The following is a 20,376-nucleotide window of genomic DNA, read 5'->3' as shown; positions in this document are numbered from 1 at the left end:
CACTAAGTTTTTCAACTCCATCTGTTAAGAAACAATCCCACATTATTTCATCTTTTTGGTAAAGATTTTCTGCATCGATAATGTCATTAATATTTAAGCGAATGTTGATTATCTTGTCATCCTTAACTAACTTAAAAAACTTTCCCTCATATAAGCTTAAACTGCTGCTATCCTGCCTTTTTGCCATAATAACTGTAAGTTTTCCGCACTGAAATCACTATAGATCTCCAATCCCATGTCACCGTTAGCTGCATTAAAAGAAAATGATGTTACTTCTGCTTTCATGTTTTGTTGACCACCCTCTCTATTTTTAATGACTAAGTACTTGTATAGAGGCTTAGAAATGACAATGGATTTTATATCATTCATATTAAGCTCTTTGATTTTTTGAAATTCATTTTATTCACTGAAAAATCCGCTTGGAATGCATACAAAAGAGCTATAATATTTAGTTCAATCTCCTATCCTCTCTGACAATACTACTATTTTTTCACAAGCCGGGGTAGTTTTTTTAAAATCAAATTTTAAATATATACTTTGGTATATATAGAATATGAAAATCCTAGAGAAGTCATAATAGTGTCGAGTCAAATATAATCCTTTGTATCGTTTTAGATGTTTAATTCATGTGGTGCTCATCCCTGTGGCGGCCATCTGCAAGGTCGACCCGTTTGAACTGGCCAGACTTAATATCATTCCCGTCGCAGCAGGGCTGACCGCAACAACGGTTATGGCTTTATTTCTCTTATAAAACCTTACAGACAAGTTGAAACAACGGCTTGAACTGTCATAAAATTTAAAAAATGGGATATCCCTTAGAGGAGGAATCAGTTTGAACGCAGACGCATTAAAGCAGACGATCTGTGAACAGCTTGACAAGCATTACGATGAGATGGTCGCACTGAGACGCCACTTTCACCAGCACCCTGAGCTTTCTTTCCAGGAAAAGGAGACAGCCGCGTATATCGCGGCTTATTATGAAGCCCTCGGCGCTCCGATTCGCACGAATGTCGGCGGAGGCGGCATCCTCGCCTATATCGAAGGCAGACTGCCCGGCCCTATCATCGCTTTAAGAGCAGATTTTGACGCCCTGCCCATCCAGGATGAAAAAGACGTTCCTTACCGGTCGACGGTTCCTGGCGTCATGCACGCCTGCGGCCATGACGGTCATACCGCAGCACTGCTCGTCCTTGCAAAAGTTTTCCATGAAAACAAAAACGATTTAAAAGGAAAGCTTGTCATGATTCATCAGCACGCCGAAGAGTATTCACCAGGCGGAGCAAAGCCGATGATTGAAGACGGCTGCCTCGACGGCGTCGACGTTATTTTCGGCACGCACTTGTGGGCAACAGAGCCCCTCGGTACGGTGCAATACAAAGCAGGTCCCATTATGGCGGCTTCTGACCGCTTTACGATTACGATCAACGGCAAAGGCGGCCACGGCGCTCAGCCTCATAAAACAAAGGATGCGGTATTGATCGGTTCGCAGATCGTCTCGGCCCTTCAGCACATCGTCAGCCGCAGGCTTGATCCGATTCAGCCTGCCGTTGTCTCGACCGGATCATTTGTCGCAGAGAATTCCTTTAATGTCATTGCGGATAAAGCCGTGTTAATCGGCACAGCCCGTTCCTTCAGCGAAGACGTGCGGACGCTTATTGAAAAAGAAATCGAACAGGTCGTCAGCGGGATTTGCGCCATGCACGGAGCAGGCTTTGACTACTCGTATGAAAGGGGCTATCCGGCAGTCTGCAATCATTCCGAGGAAACTGGCTTTTTAGCAGACATCGCCCGGAATACGCAAGGCGTCGAAAAGGTGACAGAAAGCGAACCGCAGATGGGCGGAGAAGATTTCGCCTATTATCTCCAGCATGTAAAAGGCACCTTTTTCTTTACGGGAGCGCGTCCCGAAAATCCGAACCATGCCTTTCCCCACCACCATCCGAAATTCGACATCGATGAAAAAGCAATGCTTATCGCCGCCAAGGTAATGGCAAACGCCGCGGTTTCTTATCAGGAACAAGGAAAAGCTTCCCCGGCAGCGGCCGAGGTTTGAACTAAAAAACAAAAACCGGGGTTAATCCCCCGGTTTAGATGCAGCAGCCGTTCTTTCCTAAACGTGTACATCGAAATGTAAACCAAAGCCTGGATTAATACCCGGCAGTCTCCTTGATCCATCGCAAGTGAAAGACATGTCTCGCCGTTTCTCCGAGATGTCCGAGCAATTTATAATTGGCCGTTCCGCCGACGATGGCGCCCAGCCCTGGGACAAGCTGAAACAATTTGACGAGATCAATATGGTCACGGTACTCCTGCTGGAATGTATGCCAATCGATGTCCCGTTTTTCCGTTTCCCAATTTTCGATGATGCGGAAAATCTCTTTTCGATGCTCTTCCCCCGAAAAGGCAAGCTGGAAGATGTAGAGAAGAAACAGCCGCTCTTCTTTCTGTTTGATGTCATAGCCGTAAATCGACGCCAATTCGAACAGGCATTTCATTTTAATGCCGAGCAGCAGCGGAAAATCCGCCAGCCCGAGAAAGATCCCCCCAGCTCCCGTGCCGATGCCTGATGCAGCCGCGGCCTTTTGGTATTGGGCAACCGCTTTTTGGGCAAGCCCGTCTTTTTCCTTTAAAGAAAGCGGACCCGTTTCCTTTTGGGCCGTCGTCAAATTTGACCCGACTAACGTAGCCTCGACCATTTTTTTTATGCCCTCGGTGACCGCTTTGTGCACCTTGCCGGGAATGCGGGCGTTAATCTTAGCCTGCACGCCTTTTGACATTCGTTCTGCCATAGATGACTTTCGCAAAAACCTCATTTTCCAGCGGTAGGCCTCATCCAAATACAGCTGATTTTCGTTCATGTCCTTCACCTCTTCTTTATACATACTGACGGCAAAGGAAAAGGATTCATCTGCGTGTATGTTTCTTCAGCCTGCTTGTGAAATAAGGCTTCATGACGGCAAAAATGAGCAGCGCGGCGCCGAGAAGACCTGCAAGCATCCCTGTCCAGTGCATGCCGATGCCCGCTGCCAGTGACAATAATAGCGACTGAATGCTGAGAACGGTCTGGAGCAGCCCGAAGAAGCTTTTTCGTCTCTCCTCCTGTCTGACGGGATAGAGCTCCTGCAATGACAAATGCGAAAAATGATCAAACAACGGCGTCAGCTGGATGCCCGTGATAAAAACGGTAAAGACGACGAGGACCGCTGACACCCAGTCATTCGTTGAGAAATAAGCGATGATCAGTCCAAAAATGACAGTCAGCCTGAGAACGATCCCGAAATAATCGTTTGACCTGATAAAGGCCCTCGCATACATGTACGCATACGTCTTTTTCTGTTCATACGGGATCAATCCAAGAATCCAGTCAAGATACGCCCTCCTCTTCGCCTGCTTTCTGAGGTGCGGGACATCCGTAAACAGGTTGGCCAGCCTGTAAAACCGCTGCTTCCTTCTGATTTCGTCTTCGATATGCAGCTCCCATTTAAACGATTTTTTCTTTTCAGCAGCCGAAAAATACACGACGAGCGCAAGCATGATCGCGTATACGGCAAGCGCAAAACCGTAAGACGCTTCTAACGCAAAATACAAGGCAAGCGCATTCAGCAGAAAGCGGACGATTTGATCCGTGATCCGCACGTTTTTTTCGCCGAAATACGTCATCCGCCATTGCATCGCCATGTTCCACGCTTTTAATATAAGCAATTGAACCAAAATTAGCGCATAAGCTGCAAATGTCCTTCCGCTTGCTTCGAAGTACAGCGGCGCCAAAACTAGCGCTGCCGCAATGAGCGGAAACAGCTGCGTCATAAAACTGAACCTGAAGGCTTGTTTTAAATAAGGACCCATTTTTGCTTCAAGCGGCAGCAAAAACACAAGGTCCGCTTCTTTGATCAGCGTCCTGACATAGGAACTTGTCAGAACGAGCGAAAACAAGACGGCCATCACCCAGTATGCGGGAAATCCTTCCGGCATCTCTTTCAGCCATTTGCTGTACCAGCTTGCTGCACCGGCGATAAAAAAAATCATGACGATGACGAGATGGTCGTTCAGCATATATTTCAAGTAAGATCTTGTCTCTTTTATATACTCCTCAATTCTCGCCTTCCAAATACTTTGAATGCTATTCATAGCTCTCTTCCTTCGTCAGCTCAAGATACAGATCGTCAAGGCTTGCATCTTTCATGGAAAACTGCTCTCTGAGCTCTTCAAGCGTTCCCTTTGCCCGCACTTGGCCGTTGTGCAAAATAATAAATGAATCGCAATACCGTTCAGCGGTTGCCAAAATGTGCGTCGACATCAAGACGGCAGCACCGTTATTCTTCGCTTCGTTCATCCTCTCAAGCAAGGCGTTAATGGCGAGCGGGTCCAGTCCGAGAAAAGGCTCGTCGATGATATAAAGCTCAGGCTCGACTAAAAAAGCGCACATGATCATGACCTTCTGCTTCATTCCCTTTGAAAAATGAGCCGGGAACCATTTCAGCCTCTTTTCCATTCTGAACTCTTTTAACAGGGGAGAAAGCCGTTTTTCAAACGTTTCTTTTGACAGCCCGTACGCCATCGCGGTCAGTTCCAAATGCTCCTTGAGCGTCAGCTCTTCATATAAAATCGGCGTTTCCGGAATAAACGTAAACTGTGAACGATAGCTTTCCGGATCCTCGATAAATGTTTTCCCGTTTAGCTCAACGGATCCTTTGTGAGGCTCCATCAGGCCGATAATATGGCGAATCGTCGTGCTTTTTCCGGCTCCGTTCAAGCCGATCAAGCCGACGATCTGCTTTCGGTCGATCTCAAATGATACATCCCTGAGCACAGGGTTTCTTGTATACCCGCCGGTCAGATCTTTTACAGAGAGTAGTGACATACGTTCGTTCCTTTCTTGCATTTTTCTTAATAGTACCAAAAATAAGGAGGTATTTGAAACGTTTTCCCTTCCGTTCTTCGCGCATAAACGAAAACGATCCGGGACAATCTAATGGATGAAGAAGGGGAAGCTGATCATCTGGCGAATGAGGTGTTTGTCAAAGACAGGATCTTCGAAAGTCAGTTTGAAAAGAATTTGAAGCATGTCAAGGCTTAGAAGTTTCTTACATTCACCGAATTGAGAAAGCATCCGCTTTATATGGCATTGACATATAAAAAAGGTGTGATGATCAAATGAGGTGTTTGGGACAGGAAATGTATAGGCGTTTCAAGTCTTCATTTTAATGAAAATGGGGTGCTTGCAAAAGGCATTGTGTAACATTTCTTATTAAAGCCAACCTTCTTCCGGCAGGGTGAACGCGGGAGCCGTTCATCCTGTTTTCGTGTTTCCGTCATAATTGTGGTAATATTATGCTTATACATAACCTTTCCAAAGCGGAAAAAGGAGGAAAAGTATGAGCGATTGCATTTTTTGTAAAATCATTAACGGGGAAATACCTTGCGCAAAAGTGTTTGAAAATGAGCACGTCATGGCTTTTCTCGATATCAGCCAGGTTACAAAAGGACATACCCTTGTTATTCCAAAGGTCCACAAAACGAACATATACGAAATGACCCCTGATGTTTCAAGAGATTTTTTTGAAGCGGTTCCGAAAATCGCCCAGGCCATTAAAGAAGAGTATGAGCCGATCGGTTTAAACCTTCTGAATAACAACGGCGAAAAAGCGGGACAGTCGGTTTTCCATTATCACATGCACATCATCCCCCGCTACGGGAAGGGCGACGGCTTCGGAGCCGTCTGGAAAACGCATGCGGACGACTATACCCCGGAAGATCTGCAAACGATCGCTTCTTCCATCGGCAAACATCTATAATATTGAAAAGGGCACCGGCTTAAGCGCAGGTGCCCTTTTGCTGTAACGCTGCGTCAAAAAAAATTCACATTTACAGCAGCCCCTTTTCCCCCGAGAATCAGCGCCTGTCCCGCTTTTCGCACTATTCAAATTTTTGTGTATCATGAGATTCTTTTATGATAGGATTGTTTTATATTTTTATTCATAAACAGGGAGCGATTGTGATGATACGTACAACAAACTTTAATGCAGGACCCGCAGCACTGCCCTTAGAGGTGTTACAAAAGGCGCAAAACGAATTTCTTGATTTCAAAGGGGCGGGAATGTCCGTTATGGAGCTGTCCCACCGCAGCAAAGAATACGACGCCGTTCATCAACATGCAAAATCTCTTTTAAAGGAGCTTATGGAAATACCCGACGATTATGAGATCCTGTTTCTTCAAGGCGGTGCAAGCCTTCAGTTTTCAATGATTCCGATGAACTTCCTTTCCAAGGAGAAAACGGCTTATTTCGCCATGACAGGCGCATGGTCCGAAAAAGCGCTTGCTGAAGCAAAGCTTTTCGGAAACACTTCGATTATTGCGTCAAGCGAAGCTGACACATACAACCACATTCCTGACGTATCAAACATTCCGGCTGACGGAGTTTATCTCCACCTGACGTCAAACAACACGATTTTCGGGACGCAGTGGAGAGAGTTCCCAGACTCCCCTATTCCGGTTGTTGCCGATATGTCGAGCGATATTTTAAGCAGAAAAATCGACGTTTCAAAGTTTGACATCATCTATGCCGGCGCACAAAAAAACCTTGGCCCTTCAGGGGTTACCGTCGTGATCATCAAAAAAGAGTGGCTCACAAAGGAAAACGAACAGGTGCCGAAGATCTTAAAATATTCAACGCATGCAAAAGCGAATTCGCTCTACAACACGCCGCCGACTTTCGCGATTTACATGTTGTCCCTTGTGCTTGAATGGCTGAAAGAAAAAGGCGGGCTTGAAGCCATCGAAAAGCGCAACAGCGAGAAAGCCCGGATTTTGTACAGCGCGATCGACGAAAGCAACGGATTTTACCGCGGGCATGCAAAACCGGACAGCCGTTCCAACATGAATGTCACCTTTACGCTGAAAAATGATGAGCTGACGAAGTCGTTTATCGAACAAGCGAAGGAGGAAAAAATGTCCGGACTCGGCGGACACCGTTCAGTCGGCGGCTGCCGCGCGTCGATCTACAACGCGGTTTCTATTGAAGATTGCGAAAAGCTCGCCGCCTTTATGAAAAAGTTCCGGGAAGCTCATTAAACTGCAAGATCCTGTTTTTGGAAGATAAAAAACACTATCACCTTCATTCAGAAGTTTGATATACTACTATAAAGCTTTCGCAATAAATGACGAGCATATTATTGGAAAGCGGGTACTTTTAGCCTGAGACGAGGAGAGAATAGATATGAAAACAAAAGAATTGGTTGCACTGGCCCTTTTTGTCGCCATCGGAGCGGCTCTGCACGCAGTGATTCCGCCGTTTTTTTACGGTATGAAGCCCGATATGATGCTGATTATGATGTTTATGGGAATCCTTTTGTTTCCAAAGCTGCAAAACGTACTTGTCATCGGAATTGTGACCGGCATCATTTCCGCTTTAACCACTGCGTTTCCGGGAGGACAGCTGCCAAATATTATCGATAAACCGATTACGTCTCTAATCTTCTTCGGCGCTTTTCTCGCTGTAAGAAAACTGGGCAGCAGAACGCTGACAGCCGCCGGTTTGACTGCCGTGGGAACGCTCATTTCGGGAACGGTTTTCCTGACGTCGGCCCTCTTGATCGTCGGCCTTCCGGGAAATCAGGGATTGATGACACTGTTCTTCGCCGTCGTTTTGCCGACGGCCGTGATCAGCACGATCGCCATGTTCGTGATCTATCCGATCGTACAGGCGATCCTGAAGCGGTCAAGGCTGACCGAAGAAGTAAAATAATGCAAAAAACCTCTTTAAAAAAGGATTGTTTCTTTTTTGAAGAGGTTTTTTTCGCATATATGGTCAAAAAAAGGAGGATACGCCCGATATTTTATATAAGAAGCTTGATCAAAAAAAGGAACAGGAGCAACAAGCCCGCGGCTCCGGCGCAAAAATAAGCTTTTTGTTTCAGTACGCGTTTCGGCGGATAAGATGCACGAAATCCGAGAAGCCTGAGATAATAAAAGGAGCCGGCGGAAAAAACGGCGGTTAAAATCGTTAAAAAAGCGATGATGACAGACAACCCTCTCCCTCCTTTTTTAAAAAGTATGCTAAAATAAAGCAAGCTATGCAGAAGTTTTCCCGGGATTATCCCTCGCGGAAAGCCCCTAAGCAATCATTATCAAACGATGAAAAGGCTGTCCAAAGCCTGATCTTTCAAAAATATAACCGGGGTGATGTATATGTCAAAAGGACGATCTTTAGCAGCAGGACTGATTGTAGGCGGAGTTATCGGAGGCGTTGCGGCACTGCTTTCCGCGCCTACTTCAGGAAAAGAATTAAGAAGGCAGCTTAAAGCGAACTGCGGAAAATTTGAAGACACGGTAAAAAGACTGAAACTTGACGGAATCGCTTTAAAAGAGCAAGTCGTCAAAACAGCGCGGGAAAGTGCAGAGATCATCAAGGATGTCGGCAGTGAGCTGCAATCGTCCATTAAGGAATGGAGAGAGGAAATCAAGCCCCATCAGCAGGATCTCAAAAAAGAACTCGCTGATATTGAAGAGAAGATTCAACAGCTGGAGAAAACCTTACAAAACTAATATATTCAGCGAAAAAAAATAAGCCTTTAAAAAGGGGTGTGAATAATCATTTTCACGCTCTTTTTTCATTAAAATGCTGATTTCACACTGAAAAAAGCGATTTTTTAAAAATTTCGTAAATTTACATCTTTATTAATCTTTATTTTATTGGCATAATAGAATTATAAGATAAAGAGAAGCAGGTGAAGTGAATGAATCGATCGGAAGAGCCCTATACGGTGAAAGAAGCCCTTTTATTCAGCCAAAGAATGGCACAGCTGAGCAAGGCGCTTTGGAAATCGATAGAAAAGGATTGGCAGCAATGGATTAAACCTTATGACTTGAACATTAATGAGCATCATATTTTGTGGATCGCCTACCAGCTGAACGGAGCTTCGATTTCTGAAATCGCCAAGTTTGGCGTAATGCACGTATCCACGGCGTTTAACTTTTCAAAAAAGCTTGAGGAAAGAGGCTACCTCGAGTTCTCAAAAAAATTAAACGATAAACGCAACACATACATTCAGCTGACTCCGAAAGGCGAGGAGGTTTTCCTTAAAATCCTCGAGTCCTATGATCCCTCCCGGAACGCTGTGTTAAAAGGCGCCCAGCCTCTTCATCAGCTGTATGGGAAATTCCCTGAGATCGTCGAAATGATGTCGATCATCCGCCACATTTACGGCGATGATTTCATGGAGATTTTCGAAAGATCATTTTCCAATATCGAAAATCAGTTTACCAGTGACAACGGCAAAATGAAGAAAAAAGATGAAGCAACAGAAAACGGTGAATTGCCGGAGATGGACAAACAGCTTGAGCCCGTTAAAAACTAATCCAGGCCGTACTGCTTCATGATGCCGATAAATTCGCTCATCAGCGGTTTATAAAGACCTTGTTTGTGAAGGGCGAAAATCGTTTCGTGCACTTCGAGTTTTTCATTTAACTGTCCTGCAAAAAGCGCGAGAAGATTGTCGAACATGACAAATCCTTGCGCTTTTTGCGCTTCAAGCTCTTCTGCCAGTTCTTCGCACAGCTTCTCCGTTTCTTTTGCTTCCTCCTCTGATAATCCCCGTTCAATCAGCATTTTATAGTACGGGTATTGATCCATATCCGCATTGTTCAGCAAAAGCTTTATGTAATATTCCAATCGTTCAAGACGATGCTCCATTGAATCCATATTTGTCACTTCTCTCCTTTATTTTATTTTAGCCGATTATCCTTTTTGATGAAAGTTCAACATCGTGATTTCCCTTCTCTCATTTCTTTTGAAAATGACGATTTTTTTTTCGAAAAGGGATTGATTTTTCTCCGGCGGAGGAGTAAATTATTCTGAGGATTTCATATAACAGTTTTAAAAACGGAGGATGCCACACATGAGTTGCTGGAAAACCATCAATCTGTTAAAAGATTATGGAGGCATGCGGATCGCACTCACCGCAGTCAGTTTAATGATTTTGTTTTTTATTCCCGAATATTTGGCCATGCAGCTGATTCATCCTCAAACCGTTCAAAGAGGCGACCATGCGCTTTTGTTCGCAGGCGTTTTAGCTCTTGCGATTATCGCTCATAAAATCCTTCATATCTTCCCGATCGTGGGCAAGAAAAAACTAGAAAAGAAGATATATTGGCTGAAAATGAGAACATGGAGAGAGATCCCGAAAAACACGATGCTTGTCTCCCTTCTCTGCCCGTTTTTGGTTATCACGCCGGTTCTTTTTTATGCAGGGGCCGTCATGCCAAGCTTTTCCCACTATTTTTGCATCATTTCCAGCATTCATTTCGGCTACTGCCTGCCCGATTTTTTGTTCGCCTGGAAATTGATCAAAGCGCCAAAAAATTGCTTTGTCGATCAGGAAGCCGACGATTTTGATATTTTGATACAAAAATAGGCGGCAGGCGGTTGGAAAAACCTTTTTTTCAGTCTATTTTCTATCTTTTTTAATAAATATTTGGTAATGTAATATGGAGCAGAAACAGAGAGGGGGATCTCCTATTATCCTTTTTTATTTCATCCTGTTTGCGATATTTACTGTGTTTAACATAAACAAGCTTACAAATTCTTTATGCCTTGTCAGAGAGATTCCTGAAGAACGGCAGGATAAGGTATTCAGAATGATTAACGTGCTGATTTTGATATTATTGATCTCATCATTCATCGAGATTTCCTTTACGGCATAAAGAAAAAGGATAGCTGCCCGATCAAATCGATCCGGCAGCTATCCTTTTGTTTATTAGCATATCCAAGAAGCACCAATAATAATTAATAAAATGAACAGCACCACCAGCAGCGCAAAGCCGCCAGCAAAACCTCCAACGTAACCGTCGCCCATATTGACACCTCCTCTGCCCCAGTCGTTACGATAGTGTATGCACGAATGTCATGAAACGATTAGGCTCTCCTCACAAAAGAAAAGAACCGCCTGAAAAAAAGCGGTTCTTTTCCTATTTTCCACGATTTTAGTACAGATAAGCTGCACCAACGATGATTAACAAAATAAATAACACGACCAACAAAGCAAAACCGCTTGAGTATCCTCCGCTCATGTTATTGACCTCCTTTTCTTGATCACTACATGTGTATGATCCCAAAGAAAATTTGACTAGACGGATGCCCTCCCCTTGAAAATCTTTTTACAGCATGTCAGAATATGATATGATACAATTCAAAGGAAAGTTTAAACTGTTATGATTAGGAGTGTTTTCATTTATGAAAAAGATTGCTATTGCGGCGATTACGGCGACAAGCGTTCTTGCTTTAAGCGCGTGCAGCAGCGGAGACTCTCAAGTTGTCGCTGAAACGAAGGCCGGAAACGTAACGAAAGAAGAGCTTTATCAAACACTAAAAGAAAATGCTGGGGCAGATGCGCTCAACATGCTTGTTCAGCAAAAAGTGCTCGATAAAAAGTACAAGGTTACTGACAAAGAAATCGACAAAAAGCTGAATGAGTATAAAAAAACCGCGAGCGACCAAATTGACGCGCTCATTAAGCAAAAAGGCGAAGACTACGTCAAAAAACAGATCAAATATGAACTTCTTATGCAAAAAGCCGCAAAAGATAACATAAAAGTAACAGACAAGGAAGTAAAAGAGTATTATGACGGCTTGAAAGGCAAAGTCCATGTAAGCCACATTGTCGTCAAAGAAAAGAAAACGGCTGAAGAAGTTGAGAAAAAGCTGAAAAAAGGCGAAAAATTTGAAGACCTTGCAAAAGAATACTCAACTGACGGAACGGCTGAAAAAGGCGGCGACCTCGGCTGGATCGGCAAAAACGACAATATGGACAAAACGTTCACCAAAGCAGCTTTTGCTTTGAAAACCGGCGAAGTCAGCGGACCTGTGAAAACGCAATTCGGCTATCACATCATTAAGAAAACAGAAGAACGCGGCAAATACGATGACATGAAAAAAGATCTGAAAAAAGAGCTTCTGGCACAAAAAGAAAGCGATACGACCGAACTTCAGACAGTCATGAACAAACTTGTCAAAGATGCCAACATGAAGGTAAAAGACAAAGAGCTGAAAAAACAAGTCGAACAGAATCAGGCGGCAACTACAAGCGGCAACAGCTGATTCAAAAAAAGCTGTCCTCCCCTTTTCGGGGCCGGACAGCTTTTTTATGCGATCGAGTGGTTGTTTTCCGTTTCATGCTGTTCTTGCTTTTTCGAAGACTGCTTCATCCGCCTTTCCCTTTCCTTCTCCATTCGTTCGATGTAAATCCTGCCTTCCTTTTCTATAAAAGCCTGATCGATCTTTTCTTCTTCCTTTGCCGTTGACATCAGCTTATAGGCGCTGAAAACAATGCCGACGATACAAAGGTAGACCCACCACGGAAATAACAGCACGGCTTATCCCCCTTTTTCAAGAACGTGATATACCTGAAATGTATGCAAAAGGGAGACAAGTTATGACGTTATTTATGAAAAACGGGCTTGTAAAAGGAACGATTATCCAAGGCAAAGACGCGTTCTGTATACTCTCCCGGCTTGACCCTTTCAAGCGCCCTGTCCATCATATTGATCTTCGCGTCGAGATTGTCGATGTAGTGGAGAATTTCAGCTTCTTTGACCATCGGCGGCTTCGGGCTTCCCCATTCCGGTTTGCCGTGGTGGCTCAGAATTAAATGCTGAAGAATGAGAATCTCCTCAGAGTCGATTTGCAGCTCTTCTGCAGCCTTTGAAATTTCGGTCACCATGATCGAAATGTGGCCGAGCAGATTCCCTTCAACCGTATATGTCGTTGACACCGGGCCTGAGAGCTCTTTTACCTTCCCGAGATCGTGCAGGATGACGCCTGCATACAGGAGATCGCGGTCAAGAGTCGGATATAAATCGGCGACCGCTTTGGCGAGATTGAGCATTGACACGACATGATAAGCCAGTCCAGACACAAATTCGTGGTGATTTTTGGTCGCCGCCGGAAAATCGATGAATTCCTTTCCGTATTTTTTGACAAGGTGCCTCGTGATCCGCTGGATATTCGGATTTTTCATTTCAAAAATATATTGGGTGATCGTCTCCATCATTTCATTTTTCGGAATCGGCGCGGTTTCCAGAAAATCATCGATCTTCACATTTTCATGCTCTGCCGCAGGTCTAATATTTCTCAGCTTGAGCTGGTTGCGCCCGCGATAATGATGAATGTCGCCGACCACTTTAACGATCGTCTGCGGTCCATAGATCGTTTCGTCATGTTGCTTGGCGTCCCAAAGTTTAGCTTCGATATCGCCTGACTGATCCTGCAGCATCAGTGTTAAAAACGGTTTTCCGTTGCTTGCGATTCCTTTTGTTGACGACTTGATGAGCAAATAACAGTCAACCTGCTCGCCAACCTCGTGCAGCATGATACCTTTTGCCATTCTAAAGCTCCCTCCGTTTTCCTACATAAAATTATTATAGCATAATCCTTTAATTGCTAGTTGCTTCCTTTTCCGCCAAGGAAGAAAGCATCATCACTTCCTCTTCCCGAAATGCATCCTTCACATGCTCATGGCACGTAAAATAGAATATTTGCTGTTCTTTTCCCGAAAGCTGCTTTAACATGTCAATCACCTTCTTGAGCCTTTCTTGATCAAAATGGACAAAACTGTCATCAAGCTGAAACGGAAGATTGATGTCATTTTGATGGGACAAAGCGAGAGCGAATCGTATCGCTAAATAGAGCTGCTCACAGGTCGCCTGTGACAGTTCGTGCGCGTGAAACACGGCTCCGTCCGTTCTCACTACCATCATCGAATCGGGGTTTTCGGAAAAATAAATTTTTTCATAACGTTCGCCTGTTAACGGCTTCAGAAAGGCCTCGGCCGTTTCCAGGAGTTTCGGAAGACGGATCTTTTTATGATCATCCATCCTGTTTTTGACGGCCTGCCTGACGAGCTTGATCGAAGCCCACTTTTTGGCGAGTGCGGCGACCCGCTCTTTTTGCAGCTCCACCTCGTGCGTCAGTTCGGAAACGGTTCCCGATTCTTCCAGCCTCCGCTGCTCTGCAAGAAGCAGCGCAGCTTTTTCTCTCTCTTCTTTGAGCCGCTGTTCTGTCAGGGTTTTTGTTTCTTTCGCCGCTGCAAGCTGATTTTCCAGATCTGCGAGCGTATGGCCGGAGGCAATCCGGACAACATTTTCGTCTTTTTTGCCCAGCTCCGCCTCGATGGATGCCAGCTTTGCTTTTAATTCCTTTTTTTCCTGATCCAGTTTGGCAAGCTCTAAAAATGAGTCCCTATCATTTGCCCCGGCCTTTTGAAACAGCTCGGCGATCCGCGATTTGAAGTATTCCGCTTCCCCTGCCAATTCTTTCATCTGCTCAAGCGTATGCTGAAGCGACAAATCGATTTCCTGCTTTTGGCGCAGGTTTTCTTTTTGCAAATCGAGCTCGTGTTTCAGCCTGAAAATCGATTCCTGCACGCTTCCTTCGGAATGGCCGAGCGATGAGGCAAGATTGTTGAGCCGTTTTTCAAAAGATGCCCTCTTTTCCTCAAAGCGGGCGAGCTCCCTTTCCATTTCCCGCTTTTTCGCGATTTCTTCTTTGAGCTCCTTGATTAAGGCATATGCATCAGACAAAAACGACGGGTCTATCGACAGATTAAGCTCTTTTAAAAAGCGGTCGGTTTGTTCCTGGTAAGGAAACATCTCCTTTTCCCATTCTTCAAATTGTTGAATCGCCCGTTCGTAGTCCGCTTCCTTCTGCCTCAGCTCTGCCTGTTTTGCGACGAGAAAGCGCCTGTTTTGATCGTCCCGCCACAGCTCTTCTCTCAAGGATGTCAGCTCCGGAGCATGATCCGAAGCGTCCCCTTCGAGTCCTTCAAGCTGCTCGCGGATGAATGCTGACGCTGAAGAAGGACCGGCCTTTTTCAAAGAAAAGAGGAACAGAACGGCAGCTACAACGATAAAGCCGCCAAGGAGCCACTGCTGAAAAAACAGAGCCGCCAGACAAGCAGCAAAGGCTGTGAAGACGGCCGAGAATGCTGCCAGTTTCCTTCTCTTCTCCCGCTCTTTTTCTTCCCTCTTAAGCAGGGACAGCTGTCTGATGAGATCCTCCCGCTTCTCCGCCTTTCCTCCCGCAGCTTCCAAACGGCTGACGGTTTTTTCTTTTTGCTTGCGGACATCGTCAGGCATCACTTCTTCCGAGAGTTCAGCATATGCCTGCTCGGCTTCCTCAAGATCGGCCCTCGCCTGTTCAAAGCGATCGTCTAGAACCCGTTTCTGTTCGCGCAATTGAAGGTAAGCGCGGATCGCCTCCTGCAGCTTCCACTCATAATCGTACGTTGTGTCGATGTTAAGGATTTGCGACTCGTCTTCGATTGAAAGGCGCGCCGTTCCTGCCTTCACCCGTTCGTCAGCCTGTTTGAGCTGTTCTGTCAGCGCCGTGATGTTTTCCTTGTAAGATTGGTAAACCGGGTATTCTGACAGAATCTCTTCGATTTGCCCCTCGTGCCGGACATAGGCTTTTAAAGGGAGAAGGGCTGACGACTGCTTTTCCAAGTCGCGTTTCTTTTCTTCCAGCGCCTTCAGCTGGGCCTCTTTTGGATGCAGGTGGGATTCATACTTTTCAAGCTCGAAAAGGCCTGACTTGGGAAAGCGGTCTTCCCCTTCGCCGGCTGCTTCAAGCTGCCCTTTCAGCCGGCGTTCTTCCTTTGTAAGCGGATGAATCTCGATCGCCTGCTCGCATATGGCGATGTTCCGCACAGCATCTTCCAGCAGCTGCTCGTTTTCCTTGATCGCCGCTTCTGCCGTCCTTTTTCCGTTCAGGATGAGATGGTATTCGCCTTCACGCGCCTTCGCTTTTTTCAGTTCCTCTGAAAGCCGTTTTAAATGATCGAGCTCCCGGTTGAGCTCAGGCTTCCGTCCATTCGGCTTAAACAGCTCTTCCTGTGCTTTCGTAAGGCTTGCATCCATGTTTGCAATCGCGTCCGAGCCGAATAAACTTGAAAAAAGCAAAAAGCGGCCGATTTTGTCGCGGTTGAATTTATGAATTTCCTGAAGCCCGAACACATCGAATGAGTAGATCGCTTTATACAGACGCCTGTCCATGTTCGATAACAGGTTCTTTAGAAAGTCCTCCGAGCGGATGCTGCCGTCTTCCAAAAACACGTTGACCCGGTCTGGCTTGCCAGCCGTCCGTTCGATGCGGATATTGCCGAAAGCCGGATGCAACGCTTCAAGCATTCCTCCGTACACGCCGCCTGCTTTCGGTTCATACCGCTTTGTTTTCGGAAAGCCGAACAGCATGCTTTCAATAAAAGACATTAGCGTCGTTTTTCCGGATTCATTCAGCCCGTAGATTAAGTGAAGGTTAGCAGTCGGGAGGCGAAATGTCTGATTGGTAAATTTGCCGTATCCGTATATATGCAGCGTATGAATATTCACCCCGTATCCTCCCTTATCTTTTCATGCTCTTTAGTTCATCAAGCAGCACTTTTTTCGCCTCTTCGCGAATTCCGCAGAGGTCCTCTTCATGAAAACGCGCTCCGTACCTTCTAAAGACGGGGTGCCTCTCCAAATCGCCAAGAACCTGTCCAAAGTCTTGAAAATCATCGATCTCGCGGGTGAGCTCCTGAAAAAACGCATCGCTTTCGATCGCGCTCACACTCCCCACGGTGCGGTCTTCGACAGCGGCAAGCCAGATGAACGACTCACCGTCTTCCTCCTCGCCGCGAAAGACGTCAAGCAGCTCGTCGATGATGCCGGCCGGCCTTTCCGCCAAATAAGGCGGTGTTTCTCCCGTCAGCACCGCTTTGATGCAGACTGCCGTCCCCTTGCTTCTGAAGGGCTGGAGGGCATCCTCCATGCTGCTGATCAAATCCGTCAAATGCCGTGTCTCTGACACGTCGATGGGAAGTGCTTCCCAGAGGACGTCTGACGTCGCTTTAAATTCAAAAGACACCCCGCTCTCGTCCGCCCTGACGAGATAGCAGCCTTTTTCGCCTGTTTCCTTCATATGGCGGGACTGGGTGTTCCCCGGATAAATTACCGCCGGATGTTCGGCGGAAACGACCTGCCGTTTATGTATGTGGCCGAGCGCCCAATAATCCATCTGCCCGTTTTTTAAATCCTGAAGAGAAAAAGGACAGTACGGATCATGGCCGCTTTCTCCTGAAAGCGTGCCGTGGATCATGCCGATATGAAAAGGGGCGCCGTTCGATGATCTTTTCATTTCGGCGGCTTTGTTCGCAAAAACAGATCGCTCCGGATAGCTGTAGCCGTAGATGGTTGCGGCAAGCCTGCCGTTTTTATAAAACGATTTTTCTTCAATGCGGGCCGATGAGAACACGTGAACATTGTCAGGCCACTCGATCGGCGTCCACTCGCCGCCCATGTGATCGTGATTTCCGAAAATTACATAAACCTGAATGCCGCTTTCCTCAAGCTTTAAAAACTGTTTGCGCAAAAAGAGCTGAGCTTTTAAGCTGCGGTTGGCTTCATCGAAGAGATCACCGGCAAGCAGCACGAAATCGGCCTGTTCTCTGACGGCGAGCTTAAACATATTCGCGGCGCTTTCAAATGTGCTGTTTCTAATCCGCCTGTAAACCGGCTTCGGAAGCCCGCTGATGCCGCGAAACGGGCTGTCCAGATGCAGGTCGGCCGCATGAATGAACGTAAGGTTTGTCAATCTTTTGCTCCTTTTCAAAACGTTTCTGCCCCCATTCTATCACGGCTTTCAGGCGAATGCACGTTCTACTGCTCCGCCCGAAAAAGCAGCTTTTCTTGAAAGCTGCTTTTCTCGTTTTCTCATTATTGGTCTTTTGAGAGCCGAAGCGCCTGTTTGATATTTTTCAGTCCGCCTCCGCTTCCGTACATCAAAACTCCGCCTTTATAGACCCTTGCCCCGACAATCGCAAGGATGACGATCGTTGCGGCGGTGATCCCGATGCCCAACGCCGCTTCCCAAAACGGAATATCGAGCATTCCGACTCTGAGGAACATGATCATCGGCGCAAAGAACGGAATAAACGACGTCACCGTAATAAACGTCGAATCAGGTGCACTTAATCCAAACATTGCGATCATAAACCCGGCGACAACAAGCAGGATCATCGGTGAAATCGTCTGCTGAACATCTTCGATCCTGCTGACGACGCTTCCGAGAAACGCTGCAAGCGTCGCATACAGGAAATAGCCGAGCGCCAGGAAAATCACGCCGTACACAAGCGTTGATACAGGAACGCCTGACACGTCCAAAAAGCCTTTAATCAGCTCAGACGCTCCGCCTGCTGCCTCCTGGTTCCCCTTGAGGGAAAGATATCCCGCAAGAAACAAAGCGGCAAGCTGTGTAAGCCCGAGCAAAGCGATGCCGAACAGTTTGGCGAACATCTGCTGGACGGGCGGGACGCTTGAAATTAAGATTTCCATGACGCGGGACGATTTTTCCGTCGCCACTTCAGTCGCAATCATTGAAGCGTACATCACCACGGACATATAAATGACGAACAGCACGATGTAGACAAGGCCTGACGCCTTTTGAAGCTCTTCTTCTGTTTTGGCCCCTTCTTTCAAGGCGACGCTTTTTACTTTAACCGGTGTGAACAGCTTATTCAGCTTGTCAGACGGTACGTTCAGCTCAGCCGTGCCGACGGCGATCTTCGTTTGGGAGAGCGCCTGTTCCATCGTGGAAACGGCAGATGAATCGGCGATATCGAGCGCTTTGTACGTTCCCGTCAGTTCGCCTTTTTGATCTTTTGACAAAATCAAAATGCCGGCAAGCTCATCGCCTCTGACGTCTTTTTCCAGCTCTTTTTCCGGCTTATCCGCTTTTACAAGCTCAAGCTCATCGTCTTTGTCAGCGATTTTAAGCTGCTGGGAAAACGTCTCATACAGTTGATTCGATTGATCAATGACGGCAATTTTATCCGGTTCGCCGCCGTCTTTGTCAAACATCGAAATAATATTGCCCAGGTTGGTGACAACCAGGACGAGCGCAAGCGTAATCGCAGTCGAGATGATAAACGATTTCGTTTTCAGCTTGCTTGTATATGTATGAAACAGTACAATCCAAAACTTATTCATATCGGGCACCAACCTTTTCTATGAAAATATCATGCAAAGAAGGTTCTTCAAGTTCAAATTTCCTGATAAACCCGCGCCCTTGGAGCATTGAAAACAGCTTTTGGGAAACTCCCTCATTTTCGACCTGGAGCCTCACGCCTTCAGAAGTCTCCCTCCATTTTGTAATCCCGTCCGCTTCTTTCAAAAAGGTCAAATCATCGTCCGAATGGATCGTGACGTTCTTTTTGCCGAAGGAACGCTTAATTTCTTTCAGTTTTCCTTGAACGACCGGTTTGCCGCGCTGCAAAATGCAGACGTGCTCGCAAAGCTCTTCGACATGCTCCATTCTGTGGCTCGAAAACACAATCGATGTGCCGCCGTTTTTCAGGGAGATGACGGCATCCTTCAAGAGCTCCACATTGACGGGATCCAGTCCGCTGAACGGCTCATCAAGAATCAACAGTTCAGGCTTGTGGAGCACGGCCGTAATAAACTGGATTTTTTGCTGGTTTCCTTTTGAAAGCTCTTCAACCCGTTTATCCGCATATTCTGTAATGTGGAAGCGCTCGAGCCATTTCTCCATCTCCTTGAGCGCTGCCTGCTTTGTCATACCTTTGAGGCGGCCAAGATATACGAGCTGGTCTTTTACTTTAAGCTTCGGATACAGCCCGCGTTCCTCCGGCAAATAGCCGATTCCGTTGCTGATGCCGTATGTAATCGGTTTTCCTTTCCAGGTAACGGTGCCCTCTGATGCATTCAATAGGCCCAATATCATCCGGAACGTCGTCGTTTTGCCCGCTCCGTTTGCACCGAGCAGTCCGAACATTTGCTTTTCCGGGATATCAAGCGTCAGATCGTCAACAGCTGTAAACGAGCCGAACCTTTTTGTCACATGATCGATTTTAAGCATAGAAAAACTCCTCCTTCCAATTTACAATCATACGTTAGTCATATCACTTTAAAAAGGATTTTTTTGATTTTTATATAAATTTAAGAAAAGCAAACAAATTTTACGAAAGGAGAAACAGAATGGAAGTCTATTATGTAACCGTATTTGCAACTACCGGGGAAACGCTTTTGAACGAACGTTTTGAAGCGGAAAATGAAGAGGAGGCAAAACAAAAAGGAAAAGATCTGCTGAAGGAAAAGCGGTTTTTGGATCATACGCACCGCGTAGTCCATTCGTCCGGTAAAATGATCGTCTTTCACAGCTGACAAAAAAACGGGCGGCAGCATTTGAGGAAAGGGCCCAGATGTTGCCGCCGGAAATGTTTCCTGTAATACGTGATCTCCAAGGTTGACCGCTCCAAGTAAAAAAGACGCATAAGCGATCCGTTTCTGCCGAGCAGCTTCATAAAAAAACACGCCGGACATGCCCG

Annotated in this window: 24 protein-coding genes and 1 pseudogene; 11 read left to right on the top strand and 14 right to left on the bottom strand. The window is 46.1% G+C overall.

Translation table 11 applies throughout. The annotated features are described in order from the left end of the window. Positions 1-156 precede the first annotated feature (156 nt). Positions 157-285 carry a hypothetical protein gene (locus tag NSQ39_RS21600; RefSeq protein ID WP_272901893.1) on the bottom strand — a complete coding sequence of 43 codons (129 nt, stop codon included), beginning with the start codon at positions 283-285 and terminating at the stop codon, positions 157-159. A 334-nt stretch (positions 286-619) separates the two neighbouring features. On the opposite strand from NSQ39_RS21600, the pseudogene NSQ39_RS21595 reads away from it, so the two are divergent. Both NSQ39_RS21595 and NSQ39_RS21590 read left to right on the top strand, forming a co-directional pair. Then, positions 620-751: pseudogene (locus NSQ39_RS21595) on the top strand (MFS transporter); the annotation flags it as partial. 141 nt (positions 752-892) lie between these two features. Then, complete coding sequence (locus tag NSQ39_RS21590; protein WP_373688032.1) at positions 893-2,053, top strand: M20 family metallopeptidase; 1,161 nt, start codon at positions 893-895, stop codon at positions 2,051-2,053. A 94-nt stretch (positions 2,054-2,147) separates the two neighbouring features. On the opposite strand, the gene NSQ39_RS21585 is transcribed toward NSQ39_RS21590, so the two are convergent. From NSQ39_RS21585 to NSQ39_RS21575, 3 genes are read right to left on the bottom strand one after another with little or no spacing between them, the layout of a single operon-like run. After that, the gene (locus NSQ39_RS21585) at positions 2,148-2,858 is read right to left on the bottom strand and encodes an EcsC family protein (RefSeq protein ID WP_175077152.1); all 711 of its coding nucleotides are present in this window, start codon (positions 2,856-2,858) and stop codon (positions 2,148-2,150) included. Positions 2,859-2,904: 46 nt separating this feature from the next. Then, complete coding sequence (locus NSQ39_RS21580; protein ID WP_175077151.1) at positions 2,905-4,128, bottom strand: ABC transporter permease; 1,224 nt, start codon at positions 4,126-4,128, stop codon at positions 2,905-2,907. Beyond that, positions 4,121-4,861 carry an ABC transporter ATP-binding protein gene (locus NSQ39_RS21575; protein ID WP_046130842.1) on the bottom strand — a complete coding sequence of 247 codons (741 nt, stop codon included), beginning with the start codon at positions 4,859-4,861 and terminating at the stop codon, positions 4,121-4,123. The genes NSQ39_RS21580 and NSQ39_RS21575 overlap by 8 nt, the downstream gene beginning before the upstream one ends. A gap of 514 nt (positions 4,862-5,375) precedes the next feature. Between NSQ39_RS21575 and NSQ39_RS21570 the strand changes: the two genes are divergently transcribed. The 3 genes from NSQ39_RS21570 (at position 5,376) to NSQ39_RS21560 (ending at position 7,745) form a co-directional block, all read left to right on the top strand. Further along, positions 5,376-5,795: an HIT family protein gene (locus tag NSQ39_RS21570; protein WP_046130843.1), complete on the top strand. Its 420-nt coding sequence runs from the start codon at positions 5,376-5,378 to the stop codon at positions 5,793-5,795. 203 nt (positions 5,796-5,998) lie between these two features. Continuing rightward, positions 5,999-7,072 (top strand): 3-phosphoserine/phosphohydroxythreonine transaminase, encoded by a 1,074-nt coding sequence (serC, locus tag NSQ39_RS21565; protein WP_046130854.1) that lies wholly within the window; start codon positions 5,999-6,001, stop codon positions 7,070-7,072. 145 nt (positions 7,073-7,217) lie between these two features. Beyond that, positions 7,218-7,745: a tryptophan transporter gene (locus tag NSQ39_RS21560; protein WP_046130844.1), complete on the top strand. Its 528-nt coding sequence runs from the start codon at positions 7,218-7,220 to the stop codon at positions 7,743-7,745. 91 nt (positions 7,746-7,836) lie between these two features. Here the strand turns inward: NSQ39_RS21560 and NSQ39_RS21555 are convergent, their stop codons facing one another. Next, on the bottom strand, positions 7,837-8,028 hold the full coding sequence (locus tag NSQ39_RS21555) for a hypothetical protein (protein WP_046130845.1): 192 nt from the start codon (positions 8,026-8,028) through the stop codon (positions 7,837-7,839). Positions 8,029-8,188: 160 nt separating this feature from the next. Here NSQ39_RS21555 and NSQ39_RS21550 point away from each other — a divergent pair, with 160 nt between their 5' ends. Together NSQ39_RS21550 and NSQ39_RS21545 are read left to right on the top strand one after the other, a co-directional pair. Then, positions 8,189-8,545 carry a YtxH domain-containing protein gene (locus NSQ39_RS21550; RefSeq protein ID WP_046130846.1) on the top strand — a complete coding sequence of 119 codons (357 nt, stop codon included), beginning with the start codon at positions 8,189-8,191 and terminating at the stop codon, positions 8,543-8,545. 191 nt (positions 8,546-8,736) lie between these two features. Beyond that, entirely contained in the window at positions 8,737-9,357 is a 621-nt protein-coding gene (locus NSQ39_RS21545; protein ID WP_046130847.1) for an HTH-type transcriptional regulator Hpr, read from the top strand. Here the strand turns inward: NSQ39_RS21545 and NSQ39_RS21540 are convergent. Continuing rightward, entirely contained in the window at positions 9,354-9,701 is a 348-nt protein-coding gene (locus NSQ39_RS21540) for a YhaI family protein (RefSeq protein ID WP_046130848.1), read from the bottom strand. The genes NSQ39_RS21545 and NSQ39_RS21540 overlap by 4 nt on opposite strands. A 196-nt stretch (positions 9,702-9,897) precedes the next feature. Here NSQ39_RS21540 and NSQ39_RS21535 point away from each other — a divergent pair, with 196 nt between their 5' ends. Together NSQ39_RS21535 and NSQ39_RS21530 are read left to right on the top strand one after the other, a co-directional pair. Beyond that, positions 9,898-10,413: a DUF3267 domain-containing protein gene (locus NSQ39_RS21535; RefSeq protein WP_046130849.1), complete on the top strand. Its 516-nt coding sequence runs from the start codon at positions 9,898-9,900 to the stop codon at positions 10,411-10,413. 73 nt (positions 10,414-10,486) lie between these two features. Then, on the top strand, positions 10,487-10,702 hold the full coding sequence (locus tag NSQ39_RS21530) for a hypothetical protein (RefSeq protein WP_046130850.1): 216 nt from the start codon (positions 10,487-10,489) through the stop codon (positions 10,700-10,702). A 53-nt stretch (positions 10,703-10,755) separates the two neighbouring features. Here the strand turns inward: NSQ39_RS21530 and NSQ39_RS21525 are convergent, their stop codons facing one another. Both NSQ39_RS21525 and NSQ39_RS21520 read right to left on the bottom strand, forming a co-directional pair. Beyond that, on the bottom strand, positions 10,756-10,854 hold the full coding sequence (locus NSQ39_RS21525; protein ID WP_081605348.1) for a YjcZ family sporulation protein: 99 nt from the start codon (positions 10,852-10,854) through the stop codon (positions 10,756-10,758). Positions 10,855-10,981: 127 nt separating this feature from the next. Continuing rightward, complete coding sequence (locus tag NSQ39_RS21520) at positions 10,982-11,068, bottom strand: YjcZ family sporulation protein (RefSeq protein WP_003180245.1); 87 nt, start codon at positions 11,066-11,068, stop codon at positions 10,982-10,984. 163 nt (positions 11,069-11,231) lie between these two features. Between NSQ39_RS21520 and NSQ39_RS21515 the strand changes: the two genes are divergently transcribed. After that, the gene (locus NSQ39_RS21515) at positions 11,232-12,095 is read left to right on the top strand and encodes a peptidylprolyl isomerase (RefSeq protein ID WP_046129511.1); all 864 of its coding nucleotides are present in this window, start codon (positions 11,232-11,234) and stop codon (positions 12,093-12,095) included. 44 nt (positions 12,096-12,139) lie between these two features. Here the strand turns inward: NSQ39_RS21515 and NSQ39_RS21510 are convergent, their stop codons facing one another. The 6 genes from NSQ39_RS21510 to NSQ39_RS21485 form a co-directional block, all read right to left on the bottom strand. Beyond that, positions 12,140-12,367 carry a sporulation YhaL family protein gene (locus tag NSQ39_RS21510; RefSeq protein WP_046129510.1) on the bottom strand — a complete coding sequence of 76 codons (228 nt, stop codon included), beginning with the start codon at positions 12,365-12,367 and terminating at the stop codon, positions 12,140-12,142. A gap of 68 nt (positions 12,368-12,435) precedes the next feature. After that, on the bottom strand, positions 12,436-13,380 hold the full coding sequence (yhaM, locus tag NSQ39_RS21505) for a 3'-5' exoribonuclease YhaM (protein ID WP_046129509.1): 945 nt from the start codon (positions 13,378-13,380) through the stop codon (positions 12,436-12,438). 49 nt (positions 13,381-13,429) lie between these two features. After that, entirely contained in the window at positions 13,430-16,381 is a 2,952-nt protein-coding gene (locus NSQ39_RS21500; protein ID WP_175077150.1) for an AAA family ATPase, read from the bottom strand. A gap of 13 nt (positions 16,382-16,394) precedes the next feature. Then, positions 16,395-17,624: a metallophosphoesterase family protein gene (locus NSQ39_RS21495; protein WP_175077149.1), complete on the bottom strand. Its 1,230-nt coding sequence runs from the start codon at positions 17,622-17,624 to the stop codon at positions 16,395-16,397. A 122-nt stretch (positions 17,625-17,746) separates the two neighbouring features. Continuing rightward, positions 17,747-19,018, bottom strand: a complete 1,272-nt coding sequence (locus NSQ39_RS21490; protein ID WP_046129507.1) for an ABC transporter permease — start codon at positions 19,016-19,018, stop codon at positions 17,747-17,749. Beyond that, positions 19,011-19,907 (bottom strand): ABC transporter ATP-binding protein, encoded by an 897-nt coding sequence (locus NSQ39_RS21485; RefSeq protein ID WP_046129506.1) that lies wholly within the window; start codon positions 19,905-19,907, stop codon positions 19,011-19,013. The genes NSQ39_RS21490 and NSQ39_RS21485 overlap by 8 nt, the downstream gene beginning before the upstream one ends. 119 nt (positions 19,908-20,026) lie before the next feature. Between NSQ39_RS21485 and NSQ39_RS21480 the strand changes: the two genes are divergently transcribed. Beyond that, the gene (locus tag NSQ39_RS21480; RefSeq protein ID WP_046129505.1) at positions 20,027-20,212 is read left to right on the top strand and encodes a YhzD family protein; all 186 of its coding nucleotides are present in this window, start codon (positions 20,027-20,029) and stop codon (positions 20,210-20,212) included. Positions 20,213-20,376: the final 164 nt, after the last annotated feature.

This window comes from Bacillus sp. FSL W8-0848 (assembly GCF_038007805.1).
Taxonomy (GTDB): Bacteria; Bacillota; Bacilli; order Bacillales; family Bacillaceae; genus Bacillus; species Bacillus glycinifermentans.
The sequence above is the reverse complement of the archived record's forward strand: the minus strand, read 5'-3'. Positions and strand labels throughout refer to the sequence as shown.

Excerpts from the sequence above, each read along its gene's own strand:
- NSQ39_RS21600 (WP_272901893.1), bottom strand. The coding sequence starts at position 285 with ATGAAAGCAGAAGTAACATCATTTTCTTTTAATGCAGCTAACGGTGAC.
- NSQ39_RS21590 (WP_373688032.1), top strand. The coding sequence starts at position 893 with ATGGTCGCACTGAGACGCCACTTTCACCAGCACCCTGAGCTTTCTTTC.
- NSQ39_RS21585 (WP_175077152.1), bottom strand. The coding sequence starts at position 2,858 with ATGAACGAAAATCAGCTGTATTTGGATGAGGCCTACCGCTGGAAAATG.
- NSQ39_RS21580 (WP_175077151.1), bottom strand. The coding sequence starts at position 4,128 with ATGAATAGCATTCAAAGTATTTGGAAGGCGAGAATTGAGGAGTATATA.
- NSQ39_RS21575 (WP_046130842.1), bottom strand. The coding sequence starts at position 4,861 with ATGTCACTACTCTCTGTAAAAGATCTGACCGGCGGGTATACAAGAAAC.
- NSQ39_RS21570 (WP_046130843.1), top strand. The coding sequence starts at position 5,376 with ATGAGCGATTGCATTTTTTGTAAAATCATTAACGGGGAAATACCTTGC.
- serC (WP_046130854.1), top strand. The coding sequence starts at position 5,999 with ATGATACGTACAACAAACTTTAATGCAGGACCCGCAGCACTGCCCTTA.
- NSQ39_RS21560 (WP_046130844.1), top strand. The coding sequence starts at position 7,218 with ATGAAAACAAAAGAATTGGTTGCACTGGCCCTTTTTGTCGCCATCGGA.
- NSQ39_RS21550 (WP_046130846.1), top strand. The coding sequence starts at position 8,189 with ATGTCAAAAGGACGATCTTTAGCAGCAGGACTGATTGTAGGCGGAGTT.
- NSQ39_RS21545 (WP_046130847.1), top strand. The coding sequence starts at position 8,737 with ATGAATCGATCGGAAGAGCCCTATACGGTGAAAGAAGCCCTTTTATTC.
- NSQ39_RS21540 (WP_046130848.1), bottom strand. The coding sequence starts at position 9,701 with ATGGATTCAATGGAGCATCGTCTTGAACGATTGGAATATTACATAAAG.
- NSQ39_RS21535 (WP_046130849.1), top strand. The coding sequence starts at position 9,898 with ATGAGTTGCTGGAAAACCATCAATCTGTTAAAAGATTATGGAGGCATG.
- NSQ39_RS21530 (WP_046130850.1), top strand. The coding sequence starts at position 10,487 with ATGGAGCAGAAACAGAGAGGGGGATCTCCTATTATCCTTTTTTATTTC.
- NSQ39_RS21525 (WP_081605348.1), bottom strand. The coding sequence starts at position 10,854 with ATGGGCGACGGTTACGTTGGAGGTTTTGCTGGCGGCTTTGCGCTGCTG.
- NSQ39_RS21520 (WP_003180245.1), bottom strand. The coding sequence starts at position 11,068 with ATGAGCGGAGGATACTCAAGCGGTTTTGCTTTGTTGGTCGTGTTATTT.
- NSQ39_RS21515 (WP_046129511.1), top strand. The coding sequence starts at position 11,232 with ATGAAAAAGATTGCTATTGCGGCGATTACGGCGACAAGCGTTCTTGCT.
- yhaM (WP_046129509.1), bottom strand. The coding sequence starts at position 13,380 with ATGGCAAAAGGTATCATGCTGCACGAGGTTGGCGAGCAGGTTGACTGT.
- NSQ39_RS21490 (WP_046129507.1), bottom strand. The coding sequence starts at position 19,018 with ATGAATAAGTTTTGGATTGTACTGTTTCATACATATACAAGCAAGCTG.
- NSQ39_RS21485 (WP_046129506.1), bottom strand. The coding sequence starts at position 19,907 with ATGCTTAAAATCGATCATGTGACAAAAAGGTTCGGCTCGTTTACAGCT.
- NSQ39_RS21480 (WP_046129505.1), top strand. The coding sequence starts at position 20,027 with ATGGAAGTCTATTATGTAACCGTATTTGCAACTACCGGGGAAACGCTT.